At 66.9% G+C, this 21,959-nt stretch carries 18 protein-coding genes; 5 read left to right on the top strand and 13 right to left on the bottom strand.

The window, feature by feature from the left end; all coding sequences use genetic code 11:
- Window positions 1-221 precede the first annotated feature (221 nt).
- The 9 genes from F816_RS0112205 to F816_RS0112245 form a co-directional block, all read right to left on the bottom strand.
- Entirely contained in the window at window positions 222-1,328 is a 1,107-nt protein-coding gene (locus F816_RS0112205) for a nucleotidyltransferase family protein (RefSeq protein ID WP_019594957.1), read from the bottom strand.
- A complete protein-coding gene (locus F816_RS0112210) occupies window positions 1,325-2,230 on the bottom strand; it encodes an HprK-related kinase A (RefSeq protein WP_026333258.1) in 906 nt (301 codons plus the stop codon). Before F816_RS0112210 ends, F816_RS0112205 begins: the two co-directional genes overlap by 4 nt.
- A complete protein-coding gene (locus F816_RS0112215; RefSeq protein ID WP_019594959.1) occupies window positions 2,227-2,529 on the bottom strand; it encodes an HPr-rel-A system PqqD family peptide chaperone in 303 nt (100 codons plus the stop codon). The genes F816_RS0112210 and F816_RS0112215 overlap by 4 nt, the downstream gene beginning before the upstream one ends.
- A gap of 55 nt (window positions 2,530-2,584) precedes the next feature.
- Window positions 2,585-3,355 (bottom strand): hypothetical protein, encoded by a 771-nt coding sequence (locus tag F816_RS0112220; RefSeq protein WP_019594960.1) that lies wholly within the window; start codon window positions 3,353-3,355, stop codon window positions 2,585-2,587.
- Between the two features lie 256 nt (window positions 3,356-3,611).
- Complete coding sequence (locus F816_RS0112225) at window positions 3,612-4,346, bottom strand: class I SAM-dependent methyltransferase (RefSeq protein WP_019594961.1); 735 nt, start codon at window positions 4,344-4,346, stop codon at window positions 3,612-3,614.
- A 40-nt stretch (window positions 4,347-4,386) separates the two neighbouring features.
- The gene (locus tag F816_RS0112230) at window positions 4,387-5,109 is read right to left on the bottom strand and encodes a GAF domain-containing protein (RefSeq protein WP_019594962.1); all 723 of its coding nucleotides are present in this window, start codon (window positions 5,107-5,109) and stop codon (window positions 4,387-4,389) included.
- 149 nt (window positions 5,110-5,258) lie between these two features.
- Window positions 5,259-8,573, bottom strand: a complete 3,315-nt coding sequence (locus F816_RS0112235; RefSeq protein WP_019594963.1) for a VanZ family protein — start codon at window positions 8,571-8,573, stop codon at window positions 5,259-5,261.
- A gap of 338 nt (window positions 8,574-8,911) precedes the next feature.
- Window positions 8,912-10,201 carry a nucleotide sugar dehydrogenase gene (locus F816_RS0112240; RefSeq protein ID WP_019594964.1) on the bottom strand — a complete coding sequence of 430 codons (1,290 nt, stop codon included), beginning with the start codon at window positions 10,199-10,201 and terminating at the stop codon, window positions 8,912-8,914.
- Window positions 10,202-10,292: 91 nt separating this feature from the next.
- Window positions 10,293-11,714, bottom strand: coding sequence for a hypothetical protein (locus tag F816_RS0112245; RefSeq protein ID WP_019594965.1), 1,422 nt, complete (start codon window positions 11,712-11,714; stop codon window positions 10,293-10,295).
- Window positions 11,715-11,983: 269 nt separating this feature from the next.
- Between F816_RS0112245 and wecB the strand changes: the two genes are divergently transcribed.
- The 5 genes from wecB to F816_RS0112285 all read left to right on the top strand — a co-directional run bounded on the left by wecB (window position 11,984) and on the right by F816_RS0112285 (window position 17,464).
- Window positions 11,984-13,138 (top strand): non-hydrolyzing UDP-N-acetylglucosamine 2-epimerase, encoded by a 1,155-nt coding sequence (wecB, locus tag F816_RS0112255; RefSeq protein WP_019594966.1) that lies wholly within the window; start codon window positions 11,984-11,986, stop codon window positions 13,136-13,138.
- 5 nt (window positions 13,139-13,143) lie between these two features.
- Window positions 13,144-14,109, top strand: coding sequence for a polysaccharide deacetylase family protein (locus F816_RS0112260; protein WP_026333260.1), 966 nt, complete (start codon window positions 13,144-13,146; stop codon window positions 14,107-14,109).
- Between the two features lie 103 nt (window positions 14,110-14,212).
- Window positions 14,213-14,962: an FkbM family methyltransferase gene (locus tag F816_RS0112270; protein ID WP_231363402.1), complete on the top strand. Its 750-nt coding sequence runs from the start codon at window positions 14,213-14,215 to the stop codon at window positions 14,960-14,962.
- A 346-nt stretch (window positions 14,963-15,308) separates the two neighbouring features.
- Complete coding sequence (locus F816_RS0112280) at window positions 15,309-16,304, top strand: polysaccharide deacetylase family protein (protein ID WP_019594971.1); 996 nt, start codon at window positions 15,309-15,311, stop codon at window positions 16,302-16,304.
- A gap of 2 nt (window positions 16,305-16,306) precedes the next feature.
- Window positions 16,307-17,464, top strand: coding sequence for a GNAT family N-acetyltransferase (locus F816_RS0112285; RefSeq protein ID WP_019594972.1), 1,158 nt, complete (start codon window positions 16,307-16,309; stop codon window positions 17,462-17,464).
- Here F816_RS0112285 and F816_RS0112290 read toward each other — a convergent pair.
- The 4 genes from F816_RS0112290 to F816_RS0112305 are packed head-to-tail and all read right to left on the bottom strand — an operon-like array spanning window position 17,427 to window position 21,926.
- The gene (locus F816_RS0112290; protein ID WP_019594973.1) at window positions 17,427-18,077 is read right to left on the bottom strand and encodes a GNAT family N-acetyltransferase; all 651 of its coding nucleotides are present in this window, start codon (window positions 18,075-18,077) and stop codon (window positions 17,427-17,429) included. The genes F816_RS0112285 and F816_RS0112290 overlap by 38 nt on opposite strands.
- Before the next feature lie 38 nt (window positions 18,078-18,115).
- Window positions 18,116-19,084 carry a GNAT family N-acetyltransferase gene (locus tag F816_RS0112295; protein WP_026333261.1) on the bottom strand — a complete coding sequence of 323 codons (969 nt, stop codon included), beginning with the start codon at window positions 19,082-19,084 and terminating at the stop codon, window positions 18,116-18,118.
- Window positions 19,081-20,316: a pyridoxal-dependent decarboxylase, exosortase A system-associated gene (locus F816_RS0112300; protein WP_026333262.1), complete on the bottom strand. Its 1,236-nt coding sequence runs from the start codon at window positions 20,314-20,316 to the stop codon at window positions 19,081-19,083. The genes F816_RS0112295 and F816_RS0112300 overlap by 4 nt, the downstream gene beginning before the upstream one ends.
- On the bottom strand, window positions 20,313-21,926 hold the full coding sequence (locus F816_RS0112305) for an acyl-CoA ligase (AMP-forming), exosortase A system-associated (protein WP_019594976.1): 1,614 nt from the start codon (window positions 21,924-21,926) through the stop codon (window positions 20,313-20,315). Before F816_RS0112305 ends, F816_RS0112300 begins: the two co-directional genes overlap by 4 nt.
- Window positions 21,927-21,959 lie beyond the last annotated feature (33 nt).

Genomic DNA, 21,959 nt, shown 5'->3' on the forward strand with positions numbered 1-21,959 from the left:
CACTGATCAATGAACGCGTTCGCGTTGGTACCCCAGGTTTTCCGAGACAAGGCGCGTCGTGCAACAGGTAGTGGTTCTACCTGTAAGCGGCGCAACGCAGGATCGGGGAACCCGGGGTGCCAACCCCGCAAGTTATTGAAAGCAGGGGCTCGGCCGCCCGTTGTTGACGAAAACGGGCGCGCGAACGCGTTCATTGATCAGTGTTTCCCTAGCCACTCCGATCAGGGCTCGGCCTGGATCCTTTTGCCCTTGCGATGGTCCTTGGCCGCCTTGCGCAGCAGGTGCGGAACCAGCAAGTGCAAGGGCATGCGCAGATAGTGCGAACGTACATACAACAACCAGCGGGCGGTGCCGGACAACCGGCCGTCGCAACTCCAGTGATGCGGTTTCAGGCCACGCCGGAACAGGCCATCCATCAGCGCCAGAAGAGGCGGCGCCGGACGCGCCGCGGCCAGCGCGCGGAACGCCGAATCGGGGACGGGGGTCTGCAGGAACTCGCGACCATAGCGCAACGCATAGTAGAGCGGGCGTGCCAGATCCATCTCGAAGGCGCGCGCCGTCAGGCGTTCCCAGAAGTCCGAATCCTCCGCCACAAAATGACGCAGTAGCGCATCCATATCCGCCAGGTCGCGCAGGCCGTTCTCCAGCTCGCCGTCGTGAAACAGATGCGTCGCACTGTGCAGGACCATGTCGGCCGGCCCCGGAACGTACATTCCGGGAAAGCCATCCAGCGGCAGCGCGGCCGCCCACAGGAGTTCCGGATCGGGATGCAACCGCGCGGTCGGCGGCAGGATGGTGTGATGCACATCCAGCACGCTCTTGCGCCGCATGTGCGTGAGCGGAGGCAGCTCGTGCATCCACTGGCGATAGTAGGTCTGGTCGTAAGTGTCGTAGCCTTCGCAGACCCATCCCTGAACGAACAGATGCTGTTCCGCCGCCTGGATCTGCGCCTGCGGGACCAGGATGTCGACATCGGAGAACTGCCGCCCCGGCGCACTGGGCAGCCCGGCCATCACGTAGGCCGCGCCTTTCAGGAGCATCACCGGGATCGCCTCCGGCGCCAGGGCCTCGTGAATCCGTGCCACCTCCCAGCGAACCATGGCGTGCTGACGATCCGCCAGGACCCGCGCGACGTGCAGGTGTCGCCGGGGCGCCGGAGGCACCTCCGACAATGCCCCGGCATCCTTGATCAAGGCATGCAACCGGCCCTCCAGAGAGGCCACTCGCGCCACCCGTACCAACCAATCCCAATCCGCCAGCGAAAGACTGCGGGAGGCTGCCGGCTCGGCCAGGACCGCGAGCAGTTGCCCCAGAGCAGGGCGCGTCATGCGCCCGCCCCGGCCAGATCGTTCAGCAACCCCAGGGAGGCATCCAGGTCCGCGTACTCCAGATTCAGGCAGGCGCTTTGCTCGATCAGATCGGCCGCTGCCTCGAAACCCGCTCCGCCCACCACGCTGTAATTGAAGGACGAGCCGACCAGCTTCAGCAATGCCTCGGCCCGGTCCAGCGGCTGCAGCCGGTCCTGCCCCCCGGCGGCGAAGCGCGGAAAGACCAGCCATGCCGGTGCGGCCTGTTCGTGCATCCGCTCGATGCTCGCATGCGGTGGCTTCAGATGTGCCACGGTCCCCTTGCTGGTGTCGTGGGAAGAAGGCCCGATGATCGCCTGCGGATGGCGATCGCGGATCAGGTCGATGGCGGCATTCTTCAGACTGACCGGACGCGGCAGCGCAACCAGCTTGCCGGTCTCCAGAGAAAGCAGGGCGAATTCGTCCGACAACAATCGCCAGCCCGACAGGGCCAGGGCCGCGGTCAGCGTACTCTTTCCCGCCCCGGGCTCGCCCGGCATCACCAGCGCCCGGCCGTGGCGCTCCAGCACCGCCGCATGGATCATCAGGAAGTCATGGGCGTGCTGGGCAATGCACCAGTTCAGCCCCCACTCGAACAACGGATAGGCATGCGCCAGCGGCAGGGGGCGGAAGGGCGAGCGGCCATCCAGAAAGAAACGCGCCTGCGGACGCCAAACCGAGCGCAGGCCGGGGGAGCCCGCAAGGGTGACGTGGAAATCGGCGAAGGGGGTACTGGCGACCGGCAAGAGTTGCCGGTCGTAGAACAGAGCCACGGAGCGCTCGACCCGGTCCAGCCGCGAACGCAAGCGGACCACGAAGGGCCCCACCTGGATGGCAAGACCGGCGTCCCGCAACCCCGCCCTCAGGGCTTCATGGGCAATCACGCGTCCCGCGACTCCGGCGAGACACGGATCAGATCATGCTGCCGCAACTGGCTCAAGCCGGCCTGCATCGCATCCACCAGGTCCCCTTCCGTGGCGTCATATCGCTGTTCAAGGTACTCGAACAGGGTGGCCGGCGTCATCGGTCCCTCTTGCAGGGCCTGGAAGATGTCGATCAGAGGAGGCTGCAGCACGTGCGTCTCGCCACAGCGCTGGTCATAGACAACCACCGATTCACCCCATGCCCGCACGTGAGCGGCAGGCAGCGGGATCAGCGCAAGGGATTCTTCAGAAACGGACAAGGGGGCCTCGTGTACCGACCGGCCCAGGAGCGCTGGTGGGCAGCGCCCCGGGATATCAACGATTGAGAGTGCCGGACGAGTCGGTCCGCACCTCCACGCACTCGCCCGCCTCGTTGCGCGTGAAGCCGTCGCCGCAGTCGCCCAGGCCGTTGATCGGGCAGAAGCGCTCGTTCATGTAGGCGAAGACGTTCGTCACTGCCGAGTGCTTGCCCACATCCTCGCGGGCCATCGAATAGGCCTTGATCACCTCGTCGACCGAGGCGCCGAAGTCGATCGAGGTGCACGCTGCGTTAAGAACGGCACCCACTGCATGCCAGTCGAGCGACCCCCTGCACACGCCCCAGGCATGGAGCACCTCCATCAGCGAGGGTGTACCGGTCAGGCATTCCGGCCTGTAACCGAAGACTTCCTCGAAGGAGGTCGCCCCGCCCGCACCCACGGTGGCGTCAAAACGCTGGCAGTTGCTGTCGGTCCCATTGGTCTGAATGCAGGAACCCGGGGAATACCCGGTGCACTCCCAGGCACCCCAGTTATCCTTCCAGAACGCCGAGGTACAGCCATCGCCCGCGGTGCACTCGTGGTCAATGTTGGAAACGTTGGCGGAGAAGATGTTGCCCGACAGCGAGCACTGCCCCTGGGCGCCCCAGACCGACTTGGCCGGTAGCGACACCAGCATCGCCCCACCCAGGCCGGCCGCGGTCAGGCGGCGCCGGCTGCGACTGCGAAGGCCGGACGCACCCGTGTCCGGGTCCACGGGGGCGGTGGACTTGCCCTCGCCTACGTCTTCGGGGCCATGATTTCCGTTGTGCTCGTGTTCATCACTCATGCTTGCCTGCTCCAGGTCAAACCTCGCCATTTCACCGTCCGGGCAAGGGCACCCGGCCACGCCGCAATGGGCTGCGATCCGGGGGGTACACTGCAATCAGACGCTTTCTCTTGGTACATAGCAAGCGGGGTGCCATCCTTCTGAATAACGGGTAACTCACTGATATCAATGCCCCCTCCCGCGACGAAACAAAGCCGGAAGGGCACCCGGAGGCGCCGAGTGGAAAGTTTTCCGACAGCCCTGAATGACCCGCCCCTCATACCCGCCGCACCCGCAGAATGAACGAATGACTCAGCCACGCCCCGGCAGCCGGCACCGCCTGCAGGAAACCCCGGGTGCCCCGGTTCTCCAGGAGCGGCTGCAAGCGCGCCAGGCGACCGGGGGCCAACGGAAGCCAGTACAACGCCTCGGGTCGCAGACCCACGGCCTCCGCCGCCGCGCGAAAACCCTGAGGGTCGTCGTAGCGAAGATGCGGCGGACGCCCTCGCCGAGACCGGCGCCACTCGCGAACTGCGGTGGGCAGGCAACGCAGGTTCAGCGCATCCACCCAGGCCTCGCCCCCCGGACGCAGCACGCGCCGAATCTCGGCAAGCGCCGGCGTGGGATCCGACAAGGCCTGCATGACGCCGAAGCAGAGCACCCCGTCGAAGGCGGCGTCCGCCAGCGGGAGGTGATTGATGTCCGCCGCCAGCCAGGGAATTGCCGGATCACTTCGATCCCGCGCCTTCTGCAGGGAGGGCGTTGAGTAGTCCAGCCCCCAGACCCCATGGCCCTGCGCATGCAGCATCCGTGTGTAGGTTCCCGCGCCACAGCCGACATCCAGCCAGCGACCGGGCTCGAGGTCGGCGCGCCGCCACAGCCGCTCGAACTGCCGGACGCGGCTATGCAGGCCGCTGTGTGTCCAGCCCGCGATCCCGGCATCGTCCTCCAGGTTCGCCCCGCGCTCCAGAAAGCGCTGGCGCCAGCGGCGTTCGAAGCCGGCATCCTTCACCGGTTCGCACCTTGCGCCATCGCCATGACCGCGTGATGGTTCATTCCCGGCCCTCGCTGACCTGACCGATGAGTTCGGTCGCGGCAATCAGCACATGATCGCGGGAGAATCCGGCCCGGCTCATCTCGTCGTACAGCGTGCGCGCCAGCAACCGGGCCACGCGTTCCGGGGCGTGGGTAATGGGGCCCGTTGCCGCCCCCGGCTGTCGCGCCAGCGCCATCTGCGTAAAACTCGTGCGCAAAAGTCCCTTTAACCGATGGACGAGGACCGACTTGGCCACCACCAGGGCCAGGATCAACGCCCGGCGCAAATCTTCCTGCGTCAGCCGGCCCCGCCCCTCGGGGCTGTCGATGTTGATCACGCCCAGCAGATCGCCCTCCAGAATGACCGGTACCGCGATCACGTCGACCGGACCCGCACCCTCGGCCCGCCGCGCCTCGGCTGCAAGATCGGAGGCATGCAGGTCACGAATCAGCAACCCCTTGCGCGCACTCGCCACCCGCCCCGAAATTCCCGAGCCAAGCGGTTGCCTCACGTCATAGGCCTGCTCGGGCAGATACCCGTGATGCGCCTGGACGCGCAAGCGCGCCGCACCCCCGTCCGGGTCCGGCTTCAGCAGCATGATCGAACAGCGCTCGCACTCCATGGCGTGACTCACCAGTTCGGCCAGGCCAGCCAATCCCTTTTCCAGGGACTCGGCCTCCTCCACAAAATGAGCCAGCTCCATCAGCCGCTCGTCGAATGCATCAAAGGCCTCGCCCATCTCCCCGGCCCCACCGCGGTTTCGTCCTGCGAGCTTAACAGCCCGATCGGGCGCGGGATCGAGGCAGCGTTAGGCACAAGCCGAGCGGACCGGACTTGCCCATAACGCCCCCGACCACGCACCGCACGACTGCCCCAAACTCAACCCGCTCAAGGCTTCGCGGATTGCCTGACGCCCCTTGCGGCCGGCGCTGCGGACGCCGCCACGCCCAGCAACAGCACCAGGTAGAACAGCAGGGCGATCCGCGGGGAGTAGAACAGCGTACTGAACACGCCGATCGACAACGCCCCTGTTAATGCGGCAGTCGACGCCAGCGCTACCGCATCGCCCGCCAGCGAACGCCGCAACAGCAACACCAGGGCCGCCAGCGTCAGCCACAAAAAGGCCAGCAGACCCAGCCAGCCCTGATCGAAATAGATCTCCAGCCACTGATTCTCGACCCGCCACGGCCACAGATGGTCCGTGGTGAAGTACCAGTAACGGCCCAGATGCTCGAAGTCGCCGTTGGCGACGTACTCACGACCGGCCGAGTCCCGAACCTGCACGCTGTAAAATTCGGTGACAGACCGCTGGCGCGCATCGACCCCCAGCGACAACACCAGGCCGCGCTGAATGGGCCAGGGGCGTGTCTCCATCGGGTCGAGGTCGAAGGTCCACTGGAAGGTCTGACGTCCGCCGTCTTCCAGGCGCATGCCTTCGCTGCGACAAACGAAGGAATGGCGGATGGGCTTCTCGCAGATGAAGACTCGAAACCCCGTGGGCTGGGCACTGGCGGCCTCCACGGTCACGGTATAGAGACCGTCGCGGGGCAGGCTCACCCGCTGATTCACGAACAGCGAATCGCCGCCGCCGATTTGCAGGCGCGGTTCGCCCTCCGCGCGGGTGAAGGCCAGATTGCCGGGCAAGCGCCCATCCCGGTTTCCGGTCCGGTAGTGCTCCGGAAAACTGCCGACACCCCGCCCAAGCAGAGGTGAAAGCGGTCCGCCGCCCGGCAGTTCGAGGGCGGCCTGCCAGTGATCCATGCGGATTCCGAAGTCACGTTCGATGTGGCTCATCCGCTGCTCGGCAAACCCGCCCAACGTGGTGCCCGCAACCAGGGCAATCGCCACCACTGGCAACAGCACACCGACCAGAGCCCCCTGCCGAACCCGCATGCGACCATGCAACGCCGCCAGCAGCACCCCGACCGCGAGGACGGCCACGGCCACCGCCAACCCCAGATACCCGCCGCGCGAATAGGTCATCGCCACCGCGTATGCCGTCCCGACCGCCAGCAGAGCCGAACCGGCGAGCATCAGGCCGAGGCGCTGGCGCCAGCACCAGATCAGGGCCAGGGGAAAGGCCAGCACCAGAAAGGTCTCGATGCTGGGCCCTCCCGCCTGCATCTCCGAAAACAGCCCGGACAGACGATAGCCACTATCGAAGTTCAGCAGCCCGGGATAGGTAACCCGCTCGCGCACCACGAACGCCAGTTGCGCCAGCAGGGCCAGCGCCACCCCGGGGAGGAACCAGCGCGTCACCTGCTCCAGCACCGGGATAGGCGCGACCCTCAGCATCGCCAGCAGGACAACCGCCCACAGCAGGCCCTTGGCCACCCGCAGGGCATTCCACTGGTGGGCAAAATGCACCGCCTCGCCGGGGTTCCAGGCGCCGGGCGGGAACAGGGCAACCGCCAGGCTGATCAGCGTCGAGGCCACCAGGAGACCCAGCGCCCAGCGGATCCCGCGCGGCAACAACGACGCGCCTGAATGCGCCGCATGCGGCCCGAGCCAGAGGGCCATGGCCAGCGTCATCAACAGGAACAGGTCCAGTTCGGAGATAAAGAGGCGCCCGTGGTAGAGCGTCAGATCCAGGGTGGCCAACAGCACGGGGATCACGAGCAGCCAGCCCTGCGGCCGCCACGCCAGCAATGCGGCATAGGCCAGCAACCCGGCGCTCAGCGCAACGGGCACGACTGGCCAGGTGACCGCCAGCAGCAGAGTCGCCAGCGCCAGCAGGCCGGCAAGCGCCTGTCGCAGTCGCTGAAAACCGCGCGCACTCGGACCTGGCCCAGCCGACTCCGGGTGGGGACCGCGTGGTTCGACCGCGGCCCGTCCTGAGGGTGAGCCCCCCTCGGCACTGGCACGACCCAGCCATTGCAGCAGCGCGGCCATCGCCCAGGCGGCCAGGCCGGCAAGCACCAGGCTGGCCGGGTCCGGGCGCGCGCCGTCCACAAAGAGCTTGGCGACCTCGACCACCAGCGCAAGCACAACCCCCGCCACGACGGCCAGCAGATTCAACGCCATCGGCTGCAGGGGATGCCGCAACTGCCACAACCAGACCAGAAACCCCAGCGGTGCATACATGGCCAGATGCAGCGCCGTACTGCGCAGGGCGTGAATCTCGTCCACGTGATAGTGGTAGTAGAACGGCCACAGGTTCAGGTCGGCCCACTGGGTTCGGGCCGCTTCCACATCGGCGTGGAACGGGCCGAAACCGTGGTTGAGCGCGACCAGCAACAACGCGTAGAACACGGCGCCGATCACGAGTATCGGCGTGGCGAACTGCTGCAGCGTCCGGATCACGCCATGGGGATGCGCGGGCAGGTTCCGGAACAGGACCAGGCCGATGCTCATCCCCAGGGTCCGCAATAGCACGGAGCGCCCCTCGGCGATGCCCGACAGGGTGGCGAGATTCAACAGTTCCAGCAGCCCCGCAAGAAGCAGGGCCAGCGGGATCCCGGCCCCCAGCAGCGAGGCTCCGCGCCGGTGCAGCCACAATGCCAGGAGCAGCCCCACCGGGATACTGGCGACCACCTCCAGCGTCAGCCAGCTGATACAGCGAATCCCGCTGGTGCAGGCGCCGGCAGCGACCCACCAGCCCCAGGCATCGGATGCCAGGCGAGCCCGCAGCTCGTCCATCGCGAGCACCAGGTCAAAGGGGACGAAGCCGACCATCACATAGGCGGCGGCATAGATCACCAGCCCGGCGGTCAGGGCCTGCGCACCCGCACCTTCCAGCACCCGACGCCAGCGCGCGAACGGGTCGCGCAACGCCAGCCAGGCGAGCGAACCGGCCACTGCCCCGGAAAAGTTTCCGGCGATATCGGCCGCCGCCGGATGCCGGTACGGCAACCAGACCTGCAAGAACTCGACGCTGGCCGTGACGGCCAGCCCAAGGGCAGCGACGAAGACGAACGCGCCGGCCGCAAGCAACCGGTTGCGGCGACCATGAGTCAGCCATGCGGTCCAGAAGAACCCCAGCGGCAGGAACATCAGGGCATTGGCCATGAACTGCTGCCGGCCCCCGGTCCCGGGGCCGGTCAGGCTCATGTCGCGATAGATCTCCCAGGCGCGCTCCAGGCTCATCGAGCCGAATTCGAACGGCAGCAGCGTCAGGTAGACCGCAGCGCCCAGCGACAGCCAGGCCCACAGCGCGCAGGTACGCAGCGACAGTGGTTCCGAACCGGCGCGCGGCAGGCTCATCGAAGGGTCAGGGAAGCGCCGATCCATAAATCGGTGCGGGCGCGCGTCACGCCCGAATGCACATGCGGCGCAGCGACGCCCCTGCCATCAGACGGCACGTCGGAAACCATGGGGCAACAACGCGGACGGACACACGGTTCAGCGTCTCCCGGGACGAAAGCGTCCCGCCACTGTAGCTCCGGCCGCGCCCATGAACAGCGTGGGCGTTATGCGGGCGTGGCGTTCGCCATCCGTGCGCCGCGCCGGGGCCCAGGGGAACGGTGCGCGCCGGGCCCCAGAGCCTCCCCATCAGGAACCCGGGGGCACCAACGCGAACGCGTGATTGACTCGGCGCCCCCTTACAGGCGGAGATCCGTGGCGGTGCGCGGAAAGACGGACTTCACGTCGAAAATCACCGACTCAGGCCGCGCCAGTTCACGGATGGCCTCGATCCCCATCTGCAGGAATTCGCGGTGCGGCACGGCCACGATGATTGCATCGAACTGCCCCGGTGCCGGCGTCTCGGTCACCGGCGTGATGCCGTACTCGTGCTCGGCCTCGGCCGGGTCCACCCAGGGGTCGAAGACCGTCACCTCGGCGTTGTAGCCAGTCAGGGTGGCGTGGATGTCGATCACCCGGGTATTGCGCAGGTCCGGGCAGTTCTCCTTGAAGGTTAGCCCCATCACCAGGATCCGCGCGCCCACCGGGTTGATGCCCTTGCGCACCAGTGCGCGCAACGTATTGTCGGCGATGTGCGCGCCCATGGCGTCGTTCACCCGCCGCCCGGCCAGGATCATCTCCGGGTGGTGCCCTACCGCCTGGGCCTTGTGCGTGAGGTAGTAAGGGTCCACCCCGATGCAGTGCCCGCCCACCAGGCCCGGCCGGAAGGGCAGGAAGTTCCACTTGGTCCCGGCGGCCTTCAGTACCGCCTCGGTATCCAGGCCCAGGCGCTCGAACAGCAGGGCCAGCTCGTTGATCAGCGCGATGTTCACGTCGCGCTGGGTGTTCTCGATCACCTTGGCGGCCTCGGCCACGCGGATGCTCTCGGCCTTGTGTGTCCCGGCCGTGATGACTCGCGCATACAGCGCGTCCACGAAATCAGCCACCTCCGGGGTGGAGCCCGAGGTGACCTTCATGATGGAGGTGACCCCGTGTTCCTTGTCGCCCGGGTTGATGCGCTCGGGGCTGTAGCCGGTGAAGAAGTCCCGGTTGTGCACCAACCCGGACTGCGCCTCGAGGATCGGCACGCAATCCTCCTCGGTCGCGCCCGGGTAAACGGTGGATTCGTAGATCACCGTGTCGCCCGGCTTGAGGACCTGCCCCACACTGCGGCTGGCTCCCAGCAGCGGTCCCAGATCCGGTCGCTTGTGCAGGTCGATCGGCGTCGGGACGGTCACCACGAACACGTTGCATTCGCGCATGGTCTCGAGATCGGCGGTGTACGTCAGCTGCGGGGTCGCGGCGAGCTTCTCCGGCTCCACCTCGCGCGTGCGGTCCACTCCAGCCTGCAGCTGCTGCACCCGCTCCGGGTCGATATCGAACCCGCGGGTGGACCATTGATGGCCGAATTCCACGGCCAGTGGCAGGCCGACGTACCCCAGACCGACTACTCCGATGGTGACTTCATCCAGCGCGGGAAGCGTATGCATAAGATGTCCGTTCTCGTTGCCAATCGTAATGGAGGGGGCCGGGCCGGATACCTCTCCGTTTTCGTATGCGATACCGGCGCTCGCAACCCAGTCACCGGCAGGGCGCACAGCCCGGGACACGCGGCCCGATACCGTCCGCTCGTCCGGGGTTGGGCCCCGGCGGCCCGGCATAGGCACCCCAGACAGCCTGCTCGCGAAAACGGCCATTGTAGTCGCGATCTACACCCGCGACCGGGACCGAACTCACGCCGGCAGAACGCTCGTGCAGAACGCCCTCCCGGGGGTAGAGATCCAGCGCATCCTGCCCGGCATCCGGTGCCGCCAGATACCGGGCCGCGTCCGCGCGCGCCGCAGTGAAGTTCTCGCCGCCCGCGATACGCCCCACGAGCTGCAGCGGATCCCCGGCAAACACGGCGTTGCCGGACGCCTCCTGATCGTAGGCCCGGTCCGGCGCGTCCACCCGGATGCCGAACCCGGCGGCCAGGATCGTATTGTTCACGATCCGGATCTCGCGTGGCAGGTGGTTGTGCGGCCGCACCAGTACCGCGTCGCCCGTATCGTTCAGGAACAGGTTGTCGTGTAGCTCGATATTCCCCTCGCCCTGAAACAGACGCTCGTGCGGATTCTGATAGAACAGGTTCCCCGCGATGCGATAGCGGTCCTGCGACCCCGGCCCGGCGGGCGGGAAATGCCCCACCAGCAGGTTGGGCCGCGCCCGCCCCCCGTCGCTGGCGCGCTCTGCCTTGCTCAGCAGGTTGTAGCGAATCCGGGTCTCCCGCGGCTCCGCCGGCATCCCCGGGATCCCGTCGCGGTCCGTCTGGTGCTTGATCTGGATGTTGTACCCCAGGGTGCGGTGAATGTGATTGTGCTCGATCACGCCAGCGACAAACGGGCTGGTCCCGTCCGGCTGCCCCAGATACATCCCGGTCCCCACATCGTGGATCTCGTTGCGCCGGATCACCCAGTCCCGGGCGGGCGCCCGCGTGGTGATCCCGGCGTTGCCCTGCGAATGGTCGTAATGTCGGATGGTCAGGTGTTCCAGGGTCACGTGATGGACCCCATCACCGCGCGCCTCGGCGACCACCCCGGCCACGGGTTCGCCGCCACCATCCAGGGTCAGGTGCCGGATCACGACATGCTCGGCGTCCACCAGACTGATCGTGTTCTCCCCGCGACGTCCGCGCAGGATGGCGGGCTCGCCGTCGACCGGGCCACTGATGACGATGGGTTGCTCCGGCGTTCCGCGCACGCCATGCAGCCGCAGGGTCCGGGGGTAGTCGCCCGGTGCCAGCTGCAGCCAGTCGCCGGGCTCCAGCGACGCCACCCGCGCACGGTAATCTTCCGGATCCGCCCGAACCACGTTCCAGTCCGTATCCGGCAGCCCTGCGCCGGGGCCACCTGGAGCCGGCGAGGCGCCAGGCTCCGCAGTGGCTACCGATACCGCCTGCAGCAAGACGCACGCCGCCAGCACCCCGCAAAGGCCACGGCACAGCCCGCGATCGAAACGTTCCATCACCGAGGCCTCCCTTGCCGAAAACGCTTACCCAACCCACTTGCCGAACTCAACGATGGCCCCCGGCCACCCTGTTGTCACGCACTACCACCCACACCGGATCTAACGAGCCATTCACGAAGGCCCAGCATGTTTCTGCAGACACGATAAAGTGATTCAACAGGGATCCCGACCGGGCCTCGCAGACCCATCGCGGATGCCCAGCAGCGCCCGTTGGCGTCGTCGCAAGCGGGCCCCGCCCATGCGCCCACAGGACATCTCGACAGCCCATGACAAGCCATCAGCAATGCGACATCGTGTGCGTCGTTGGCGCACGGCCGAATTTCATGAAGATCGGCCCGGTGATGCGAGCGCTGGCCGGCGCAGGCATCACCGCGCAGCTCGTGCATACCGGCCAGCACTACGATCCGGCGATGAACGAGCGCTTCTTCACCGATCTGAACATCCCGTACCCGGACATCAACCTGGAAGTCGGCTCCTCCTCCCACGCGGTACAGACCGCCGAGGTCATGAGCCGCTTCGAGCCGGTGCTGGACGCGCTGAACCCGCGCGCCGTGCTGGTCGTCGGCGACGTGAACTCCACCATCGCCTGTGCCCTGGTCGCGGCCAAGAAGGGCATCGGCGTCATCCACGTCGAGGCCGGGCTGCGCAGCTACGATCGACGCATGCCGGAGGAGATCAACCGGGTTCTGACCGACCAGATCTCCGATCTCCTGTTCACCACCGAAGGCCATGCCATCGACAACCTCGCGCGCGAGGGGATCGATCGCGAGCGCGTCCACTTCGTCGGCAACGTGATGATCGACACCCAGCTCCACAACCTCGAGCGGGCCGTGCCCTGGGACGCATCCCTGCAATCCGCGGGTATCGACCCGGCGCGCTTCGCCCCGGAGGGTGCCTACGGCGTGCTGACCCTGCACCGTCCCTCCAATGTCGACGACCCGGCGATCCTGGAACGCCTCATCGCCACTCTCGCGACCATCGCCCGCGAACTGCCCCTGGTCTTCCCGCTGCACCCCCGCACCCGCGACCGGCTGCAGGCCTCCGGGCTGGACCACCACCTGAGCGAGGCGCCCATCGCGGTCCTGCCGCCGGCCGGCTATCTGGAAATGCTGGGCCTGATGAAGGACGCGCGAGTCGTGCTCACCGACTCCGGCGGCATGCAGGAAGAAACCACGGCGCTGGGCGTACCCTGCATCACCCTGCGGGAGAATACCGAACGGCCCATCACCATCGACGAAGGCACCAATGTCCTGGTCGGACACGACCCGAAGCGTCTGCAGGCTGCCTTCCGCGACGTCATGGACCATGGCGGCAAACAGGGCCGTGCCCCGCAATACTGGGATGGCCGCGCCGGCGAGCGCATTGCCTCCGTCATCGACGAGTGGCTGGGACACGCGCCGCGCGCCCGCGCCACGGGCTGACCCGCATGCTGCTGCGCTCGCTGCTGTCCATGATGTCGCCCGGCGGCTCCCGCGCGCGGCTGTCCATCCTGATCTATCACCGCGTCCTGCCCGCACCCGACCCGCTGTTGCCCGGCGATCCGCACGCCGATGCGTTTCGCTGGCAGATGCGCCTGCTGGCCCGCTCCATGAACCCCTTACCGCTGGACGAGGCCGTGGACCGCCTGCGGGCCGGTACCCTGCCCGCCCGCGCGGTCAGCGTGACTTTCGACGACGGCTACGCCGACAACGCCGAGGTCGCCCTGCCGATCCTGCGCGAGGCGGGCGTGCCGGCCACGTTCTTCATCGCTACCGGCTACCTGGATGGCGGGCGCATGTTCAACGATACCCTGATCGAGACCGTACGCCGCCTGCCAGCGGGCCCCATCGATCTGACGCCGGAGGGTCTGGGACAGCGGCAGCTGGACACGGTCGCCGACCGGCTGGAGTTAATCCGCGAACTGATCGGCCGCTTCAAGTACCAGCCCGCGGAGCAACGCACGGCCGGCACCGAGGCCATTGCCCGGCGCTTCGGGCTGGAGCTTCCAGACGACCTAATGATGACGAGCGCCCAGGTCCGCGAACTGGCGGCAGCGGGCATGGGGATCGGCGGGCACACGGCCACCCACCCGATCCTCACCGAGGTGGACGCCACCACCGCGCGTGCCGAGATCCAGCGCGGCAAGGCCGATCTGGAGACGCTGCTGGACCGCCCGCTGCGCCTGTTCGCCTACCCCAACGGCCGCCCGGACCGCGACTACGCCGCCGAGCACGCGCAGATCGCGCGCGAGTGCGGCTTCGACGCCGCCGTCTCCACCGCCGCCGGCGCCGCCCGCGCGGCTTCCGATCCGTTCCAGCTCCCGCGCTTTACCCCCTGGGACCGCACGCCCCTGCGCTTCGGCCTGCGCCTGGCCCGCAATCTCGCCGAACCCCTGGAACGCCGCGCCGCATGACCCCAACGATCCCCATCACTCTGGAGCACAGGCCTCACGAGACGGAAACGGAGGGGCGCCGTATGGATTTGCACTTCATGGGAACCGGAACGTGAGAGGCCACGTGAAAAACACTGTACGTTCCGTGCTCAACCGCTTGGGCCTCGACCTGGTGACGTACGAAAGCATGCAACGCTTCGAGGCCTTCCACCTCGCGGCGCGCCATGCACCCGACCTCATCGAATGCGCCATCAAGGAACAACAGTCGCAAGGCTCAACCGCCCGCTTCATCCAGATCGGAAGCAACGATGGCGTGCGGGATGACAATCTGCGCAAACACATCATCGTGCATCATCTGAGCGGGCTCATGGTGGAACCGAATCCGGGCCCATTCGAACGTCTCAAGGCGCTGTACGACGATACGGACGGCATCGCCCTCGCCAACTGCGCCGTGGGCCCCGAAGCAGGAGAGAAGACCCTGTACGTCTTCGCCGAGCGACAGGAAAAGGGCGTACCCCTCGACCTTTACAGTGCCTTCGACCGCCAGCAACTCGAGCGAGTCAAACGTCGCAACGGCTATCGCTCGGCCATTGCCCCCATCACCGTCGAAGTTTGCACCTTGCAGCGCTTGATTGAAGCTCATGACCTCCACGACGCCAGTCTTCTCATCATCGACACTGAAGGATTCGATCTGGAAATCCTGAAGAGCATCGATCTGCAGGCATTTCGCCCCCGACTGATCCAGATGGAGCACTACAACCTGAACGGATCCGCCGCCCGGGAGGCCGTGCAGCGCCTGGTCGATACCGGGTATGCAACCAGCATGGGATGGCGCGACCTGACCGGAATCCTGCAACCGGGGTCGAATTCATGATGCCAGCCGGACGAAACAGAACTCTTTCGCACAGCCCCGGGGAAACACTGAAGGGAGGGCTAAAGGTGACAAGACAGAGCTACAGCAACGTTCGCGGATCCTGGAAATCCCCGAAGGGAATATCGGTCTACCCGACCTACTTCGGCCGCCATATTGAAGCTCCACGCAGATGCCGGTCCGAAACTGATGCTCTTCAGCTGGAACCGGCACATTGGGGGCCCGATCGATCCAACCCAGTATTGACGGAAAAGGCCGACGAAAGTATCAGCAACGATCCGCTCCATCATCCGCGCTTGGGCCTCCGCCTGGGCCGCAACCTCGCCGAGCCCCTGGACCGCCGCGCCGCATGACCACCCGTGTCCACATCACGGTCGACACCGAGTTCAGCATCGGCGGGGCCTTTGCCGACCCGCAGGGCCGGCGGCCGATCGGCCCGCCGTCCGTCTACTGCGAGCGCCATGGTCGCTCGGAAGGTCTGGGCTATCTTCTGGAGACCCTGGAGCAGTACGGCATTCGCGGCACCTTCTTTGTCGAGACCCTGAACACCTGCTATTTCGGAGACGAGCTCATGGGGGGCATCGCGCGCGAGATCGCCGCGCGGGGACATGACGTGCAACTCCACCTGCACCCCTGCTGGACGTACTTCGAACAGCCGAACTGGTCTCAACAGCTGCAGACGAATCCGCCGAACGATGACATCACCCGCCGCAGCGAGGACGAGCAGGTTCGGCTGATCCGGATGGGCCAGGACACCTTCACCCGCTGGGGCCTGCCCGCGCCCACGGTCCTGCGTACCGGCGGGCTCAAGGTCGGGCTTGGCGTCTACGCGGCGATGCGCCGCTGCGGCATGGGGATCGCCTCGAACATCGGCCTGGCGATCTACCGCCCGCGCGAGCCCGAGCTGCACTTGTTCGCCGGGCATCACGATATCGACGGCATCCGCGAATTCCCGGTCACCACCTACACCGACTTTTGCCTGCGAGGCGAGCGCCACTACAAGACCCTCACGATCACGGGATGCTCCTGGCCGGAGACCCGGACCGTCCTGAAAAAGGCCCGCGAACAGGGCATATCGGATGTCGTGGTCCTCACCCACCCATTCGAGTTCGTGAAACACCGGGGCGACGCCGCCCGGTCGCCGACCCTTGATCTCGTCAATCGCCACCGCCTGAAGCGACTGTGCAAATTCGTCGCGGAACAGCCCGGTCTGGAGGCGGCCTGCATGAGCACACTCGGTAACGAGCCTGCGGCCCCGCATGACGACACCCTCGATGTCCCCGCCTACCGGGCTCTGGGGCGCATCCTCGTCAACCGCCTCAACCACGCCTCGGTCGGGGTGTGAGCATGGCCCGCTCCCCCAGCGCCGCCGCGACCCAGCAGAACGATAGCGCCAGCGCAGCGAACTGGGTCCTGCGCCAGGCCTCGCCGGGCGAGACCTTCACGCCCCCGGCGCCGGGCACGATGATGGAGCATGACCCGGAGTGGCTGCTCGCCATGCGGCACCCCGGCCACGGCCGCGTGCTGCTGGCCGAACAGGACTCCCGCCAGTTACCCATCTATGTCCACGACGGCGCCCTCAGCTTCGTCCTCGGTGGCATGGCCCTGCGGCGCATCGAGATCCGCCGCCATGTGCTCACCGGTAACCTGCCCGACTGGTCACAGGATGACCTGGTGGCCATCCTCGGCGAGCTGAAAGGCCACCTGGACCGGCGCGGCGTGGTGTTCCTGATCGGCGTGGTCGAAGGCGAACCGCTCTGGCAGGCGCTGCAATCGGCCGAGCTCCGCCGTCACTACCACGTACTGCAAAGCGGCGAGACGGATACGCGGCGCCTGGCGGACCTGCCAGGCACCTTCGATGCGTATCTCGGCTCATTGCCACGCAAGGCCCGCCAGGACATCCGCCGCAGTGAACGTCGATTCAGCGAACACTTCGGCCCCAGCACACGCCTGGATATCTTCTCCCGACCGGAGGAGATCACGGCGTTTCTTGATACCGTCGAGCCCGTATCGGCCCGCACCTACCAAAGCCGCCTGCTCGGACTGGGGGTAAAGCGAGGGCACTGGATTGAGCGCATGCTGCAGGCCGCCGCCGAACGCGGCTACGCGCGATGTTACGGCTTGTTTGTGGACCAGAAGCTGGTTGCCTGGAGAGTCGGCTTTGTCTTTCAGGGCACCTATTTCAGCCACCACATCGGCTACGACCCAGACTGGTCCGAATGGCATCCGGGCATTGTGCTGCAAGCGCGGACCATCCAGGACCTCTGTTCACTGTCACCGACCATCCAGCGCGTCGACATGCTGCACGGAGACAACGCGGCGAAACGCAAACTCTCGAACCAGTCGCGCCGCGAAGGCAAGTTCTACCTGTTCCCGCGAAACGTGCGGGGGACCCTCCTCTACACCTCGCTGGGCAGCTTCAACAGGCTCTCTGACACCCTCTCTGCACTCGCCGCACGCCTGAAATTCAAGGACCGGATCCGAAGGGTTCTGCGGCGGGTTTGAGGCGCGTGACGCCGAACCCCCGCCGGCGGGTACCGGGGGTGGCGACAAGGCGTCCGGACGTGGTCGCGACAATAATCCCCGCCGGGCGCCAGCCTGCGCGCCGGAATGCCCGGCGAGAGGCAATGTTGGTGGAGCGAACGTGGCAGTACGCGCACCCGTAGCCTTCCCGAAACAGCGTCTCGCAGGCATGCCGCACCAGTGCCTGGGCGTGCCCCCGGCCGCGCTCGGATTCGGGCGTGTACAGGAAGGAGACAAAGAACGCCTCGTCCGGCAGGGAGAACCGCAACGGAATCGGCGTGGAGACATCGAATGCGCCGAACTGCACATTCAGCTGCGACACGATCCGTCCGCCCGTCTCCATCGCATGGATGCGCCCGCCCTCGCGCAACAGGCGCCGCGGTGAGCGGCCGGTGTGTCCCGCGATCGACCGGGCCTGATCCTCGGGCAGACCGTCGAACCCCGCCACATCATGAAACTGGTGGTAGCACACTTCCGGTGGCCCCCCGTGCGGACTCCCGCCGTCCGTGGCGTCCGCGCGCAGTTCGTAGAGCCAGTGAACCTGGAGACCGGTCAGTCGCTTGAGCAGCCACAGGGCGGATGCCTCGAACGTCATCGGTGACAGGCGCAGTCGGCGCACGAGCGATCGCCCCCTCAGCCTGCCGCGGCCGCCCGGGCACGACGCTTGGCCCGGCCCTTGAGCTGCAAGCGGCTCAGCGCATCACTGGCCAGACGCGAAAGGTCCGTGACCGCAAGATACGAGTACACCAGGGCGCGGTTACGCCAGGACGGGCGCAACAGGTACACGTCGGCGCAATAGCGGGAGTCCTTCCCGAACAGCGACTTGTGCGCGCCCTCCCCCGGACTGAAATCGAACAGGGCAAAGCGCTCCTCGTGGAACAGCGCCTCCAGCACCAACCACTGCAGGACCGTGCCGGGCGACAAGTCGGCGTGCTCCTGCAGGTAGCCGAGGAACGCGTAACGCAGAATCCCGTCGTCGATCGGACAGTACAAATAGGCAATGGGCTGCCCCTGCAGAAACAGCAGATAGCCCCGTACCCGACCCTCACGGGCTCGTTCCACCAGTTGCTCGACGAACGCCTTGCCCCCGGGCAGACCGGCATCCAGCAAGCGCTCCTGATAGGTCCGGGCGGACACCTCGCGGGCCAGTTGATGAAACTCCTGGATCCCCTCCGGCGTGTCGTATTGGCGCCAGTCGACCGCGCCGCCGGAGGCCTCCGCCAGCTTGCGCACCTTGCGGCGCATGCTCGCGCGGGTCTTCGCGCTGAACCGTCCCTGATAGGCGTCCCACCCGGTGGTCAGATCGATGAAGTGGCGCTGGTACTGCCGGGGCACGAAGCGCAATCGCCCCCGAAACCGCGAGACACGGGGCAGGGGCGCCTCCACCGGCATGGAGCGGATCAGGCAGTCCTCGTCCGGCGCGGCCGTCAGGATCTCTTCGGCATGCTCGGCACGAATCCGGGTAAACGGGAGCTGCAGCACCTGCATCGTGCGCACCGGCTCCGCCAGGGTGCGATACCCGAAGCGGAAAGGCAGATACACAGTCTGCCGCGCCAACGGCAAGGCCGCAGTTTCAGGGGACGCGGCAACGGCGCCGGTCACACCAGGATCTCCACGGGTTCCGGATGGCTCAGGAATCGCGTGGGGCTCGCGGTGTAGCCGTAGGCGCCTGACTGAAAGACCACGATCAGGTCGCCCACGTCGGCACGCGCCAGCTCCATCTGCTGGGCCAGCACATCCAGCGGCGTGCAAAGCGGGCCCACCACGTTGACGACCTCGCGCTCGGTGCCACGGACCCGATTGCCCACCACCACCGGATAGTTCTTGCGGATCACCTGCCCAAAGTTGCCGGAAGCGGCAAGGTGGTGATGCAACCCACCATTGGTGACCAGGAACACCTGACCGCGCGACTCCTTGCGGTCCAGGACCTCGGCCACGTAAATGCCGGCCTCGCCCACCAGGTAGCGCCCCAGCTCGAGGATGATCTCCGCATCCGGAAGCGCATGCCGTACGGCCGGCAGGCGGCCTTCCAGATGCTCCGCGATCGGCTCGAGGTCCAGCGGTTTGTCGCCGGGGAAGTAGGGGATGCCGAAACCACCCCCGATGTTCAGCATCTCGATCGGCCCGGGAGCGGACTCGGCCAGACGCAGGGCAAGATCGAATGTATGCCCCTGCGCTTCGACCAGCGTCTCCGGTCGCAGATTCTGCGAACCGGAGAAGATATGAAAGCCCCGAAAATGCAGCCCGAGTTCGCCAATGCGGACCAATAGTTCGGGCACACGTTCGGCATCGATCCCGAAGGCCTTGGGGCCGCCGCTCATACGCATGCCGGAGCTCTTCAACTCGAAATCCGGGTTCACCCGGACCGCGACACGGGGCTGATAGCCGGTACGCTCGGCAATCACGCCGACCCGCTCCAGCTCGGTGGGGGATTCCAGGTTGAGGGTCACCCCGGCCGCGACGGCGGCCTCCAGCTCCGGCACCGACTTGCCCGGCCCGGCAAAGCTGATGTCCTCCGGGGCGGTCCCGGTATCCAGCGCCACCTGCATCTCCCGCTGGGAGGCCACGTCGAGCCCGTCCACCTGCCCGGCCATGTGCTGCACGACGGCCGGCATCGGGTTGGCCTTGATCGCGTAATGCAGGGAGAGGCCCTCCGGCAGGCTTCGGCGCAGATGCGCGACCCGCTGGGTCATCGCGTCCCGGGCATAGGCATAAAACGGGGTCTGCCCGACGCGTGCGGCCAAATCCACAAGCGACTGGTCGCCGATCTGCAGGCAATCGTCCACCACCCGGAACTGGTCCATCGGGCTGTGACCTGGGCGGCCATCGTTCATGCCGGCACGCCCTCCCGGAACAGGTCGCCGAACTCGCCGGCCAGCGCCTTGCGATCGATCTTGCCGTTGGCGTTGCGCGGCAGCGGTTCGGCGCGCAAGCCCACGTGCGCCGGGAGCATGAAGCCCGGCAAATGGGGGCGCAGGGCATCGGTCAGGTCGTCCTCACCCAATCCGGGGGCCTGCGGCAGGGCCACCAGCACAATCGCCTGCCCCAGAGTCGGGTGCTCCACCCCCAGAGCCGCGGCCTCCGCCACCAGTCCGGTCGCATACACCGCTTCCTCTACCTCGTTCGGGCTCACACGGTACCCCGAGGTCTTGATCATCTCGTCGCGGCGCCCGACGAAATACAGGAAACCCTCGGCGTCCATACGCACCGTATCGCCGGACCACACCGCCATCTCGGGCAACGGCACTCCGGATGGCTGGCCCGGCGCGGGGCGGAACCGCTCCGCCGTGCGCTCGGGGTCATTCCAGTAGCCCATGGCGACTAGCGCGCCGCGGTGAACCAGTTCGCCCGGCTCGCCGGCGGCGCAGGGGCTGCCGTCCTCGCGGACTACCTGGATCTCCGCATTGGGGATCGCCCGGCCCATGGAGCCGGGACGCTGGTCCAGTTCGGCCGGCGGAAGATAGGTGGAACGAAACGCCTCGGTCAGTCCGTACATCAAATAGCAATCGGTTTGGGGCAAGCGCTCGCGCAGGGCCGCCAGCGTCTCCCGGGGCATGGCACCGCCGGAATTGGTGATATAGCGCAGCGACTGCTGTGCCGCCTCGGGCCAATCCAACTGTGCAAGCTGGATCCACAGCGGGGGCACCGCCGCCAGACCGGTAATGCCGTAACGCTCCACCGCCCGGATCACGTCCCGCGGAAGGAGATAATTCAACAACACGGCCTGGGCCCCGATCCGGAAGGCGGTGGTCAGCTGGCTCAGGCCATAGTCAAAACTGAAGGGGAGCACCGCGAGGATGCGATCCTCCGGCCGGTTGTCCAGATAGATCGCCACACTCTGCGCGCCCGCGACCATGTTGCGGTGCGAAAGCACGACCCCCTTGGGGCGTCCGGTACTCCCGGAGGTGTAGAGGATCGCGGCCATGTCGGTATCGATCACCCGGTGCCCGCTCAATCCATCGCGGTCCGGCGCGGCATCCCAGGCGTCCACTCGCACATGCCCGACCCCGGCATCGGCCGCGTCCTGACCCGAGTCCTGGCTCGGCTCCTGGCCCACCACCAGCACCGTATGCAGGTCGGGGCACCCGGCGAGTGCCGCACGCAGTGCCGCCAGGCGGTCCGCGGAGGTCACCAGGATGCGTACGTTGCAATCGCGCAGGATGTGCGCCAGCTGTTCCGCCTTGAGTAGCGGGTTGACCGGAACGAAGACGCCGCCGGCGCGCGCCGCACCGAACAGGGCGTGAACCGTCTCCGGCCGCTTGTCGAGGTAGACCGCCACCCGTTCCTGACGCTCCAGGCCGCACCCCATAAGGCGCGCCGCGGCGCGCCCGATACTGGCCGCCAGCGTCGCATAGTCCTCGACGGCATCCCGATGGCGCAGGGCCGGCACGGCCGCCGAGCGCTCGGCTTGCATCAATACGGAATCGTGCAGGAGAAAGGACATTCGGCGCCAAGGGGTCTCGGAGACTGACGGATC

This window comes from Thioalkalivibrio sp. ALM2T, assembly GCF_000381505.1.
GTDB classification, from domain to species: Bacteria; Pseudomonadota; Gammaproteobacteria; order Ectothiorhodospirales; family Ectothiorhodospiraceae; genus Thioalkalivibrio; species Thioalkalivibrio versutus.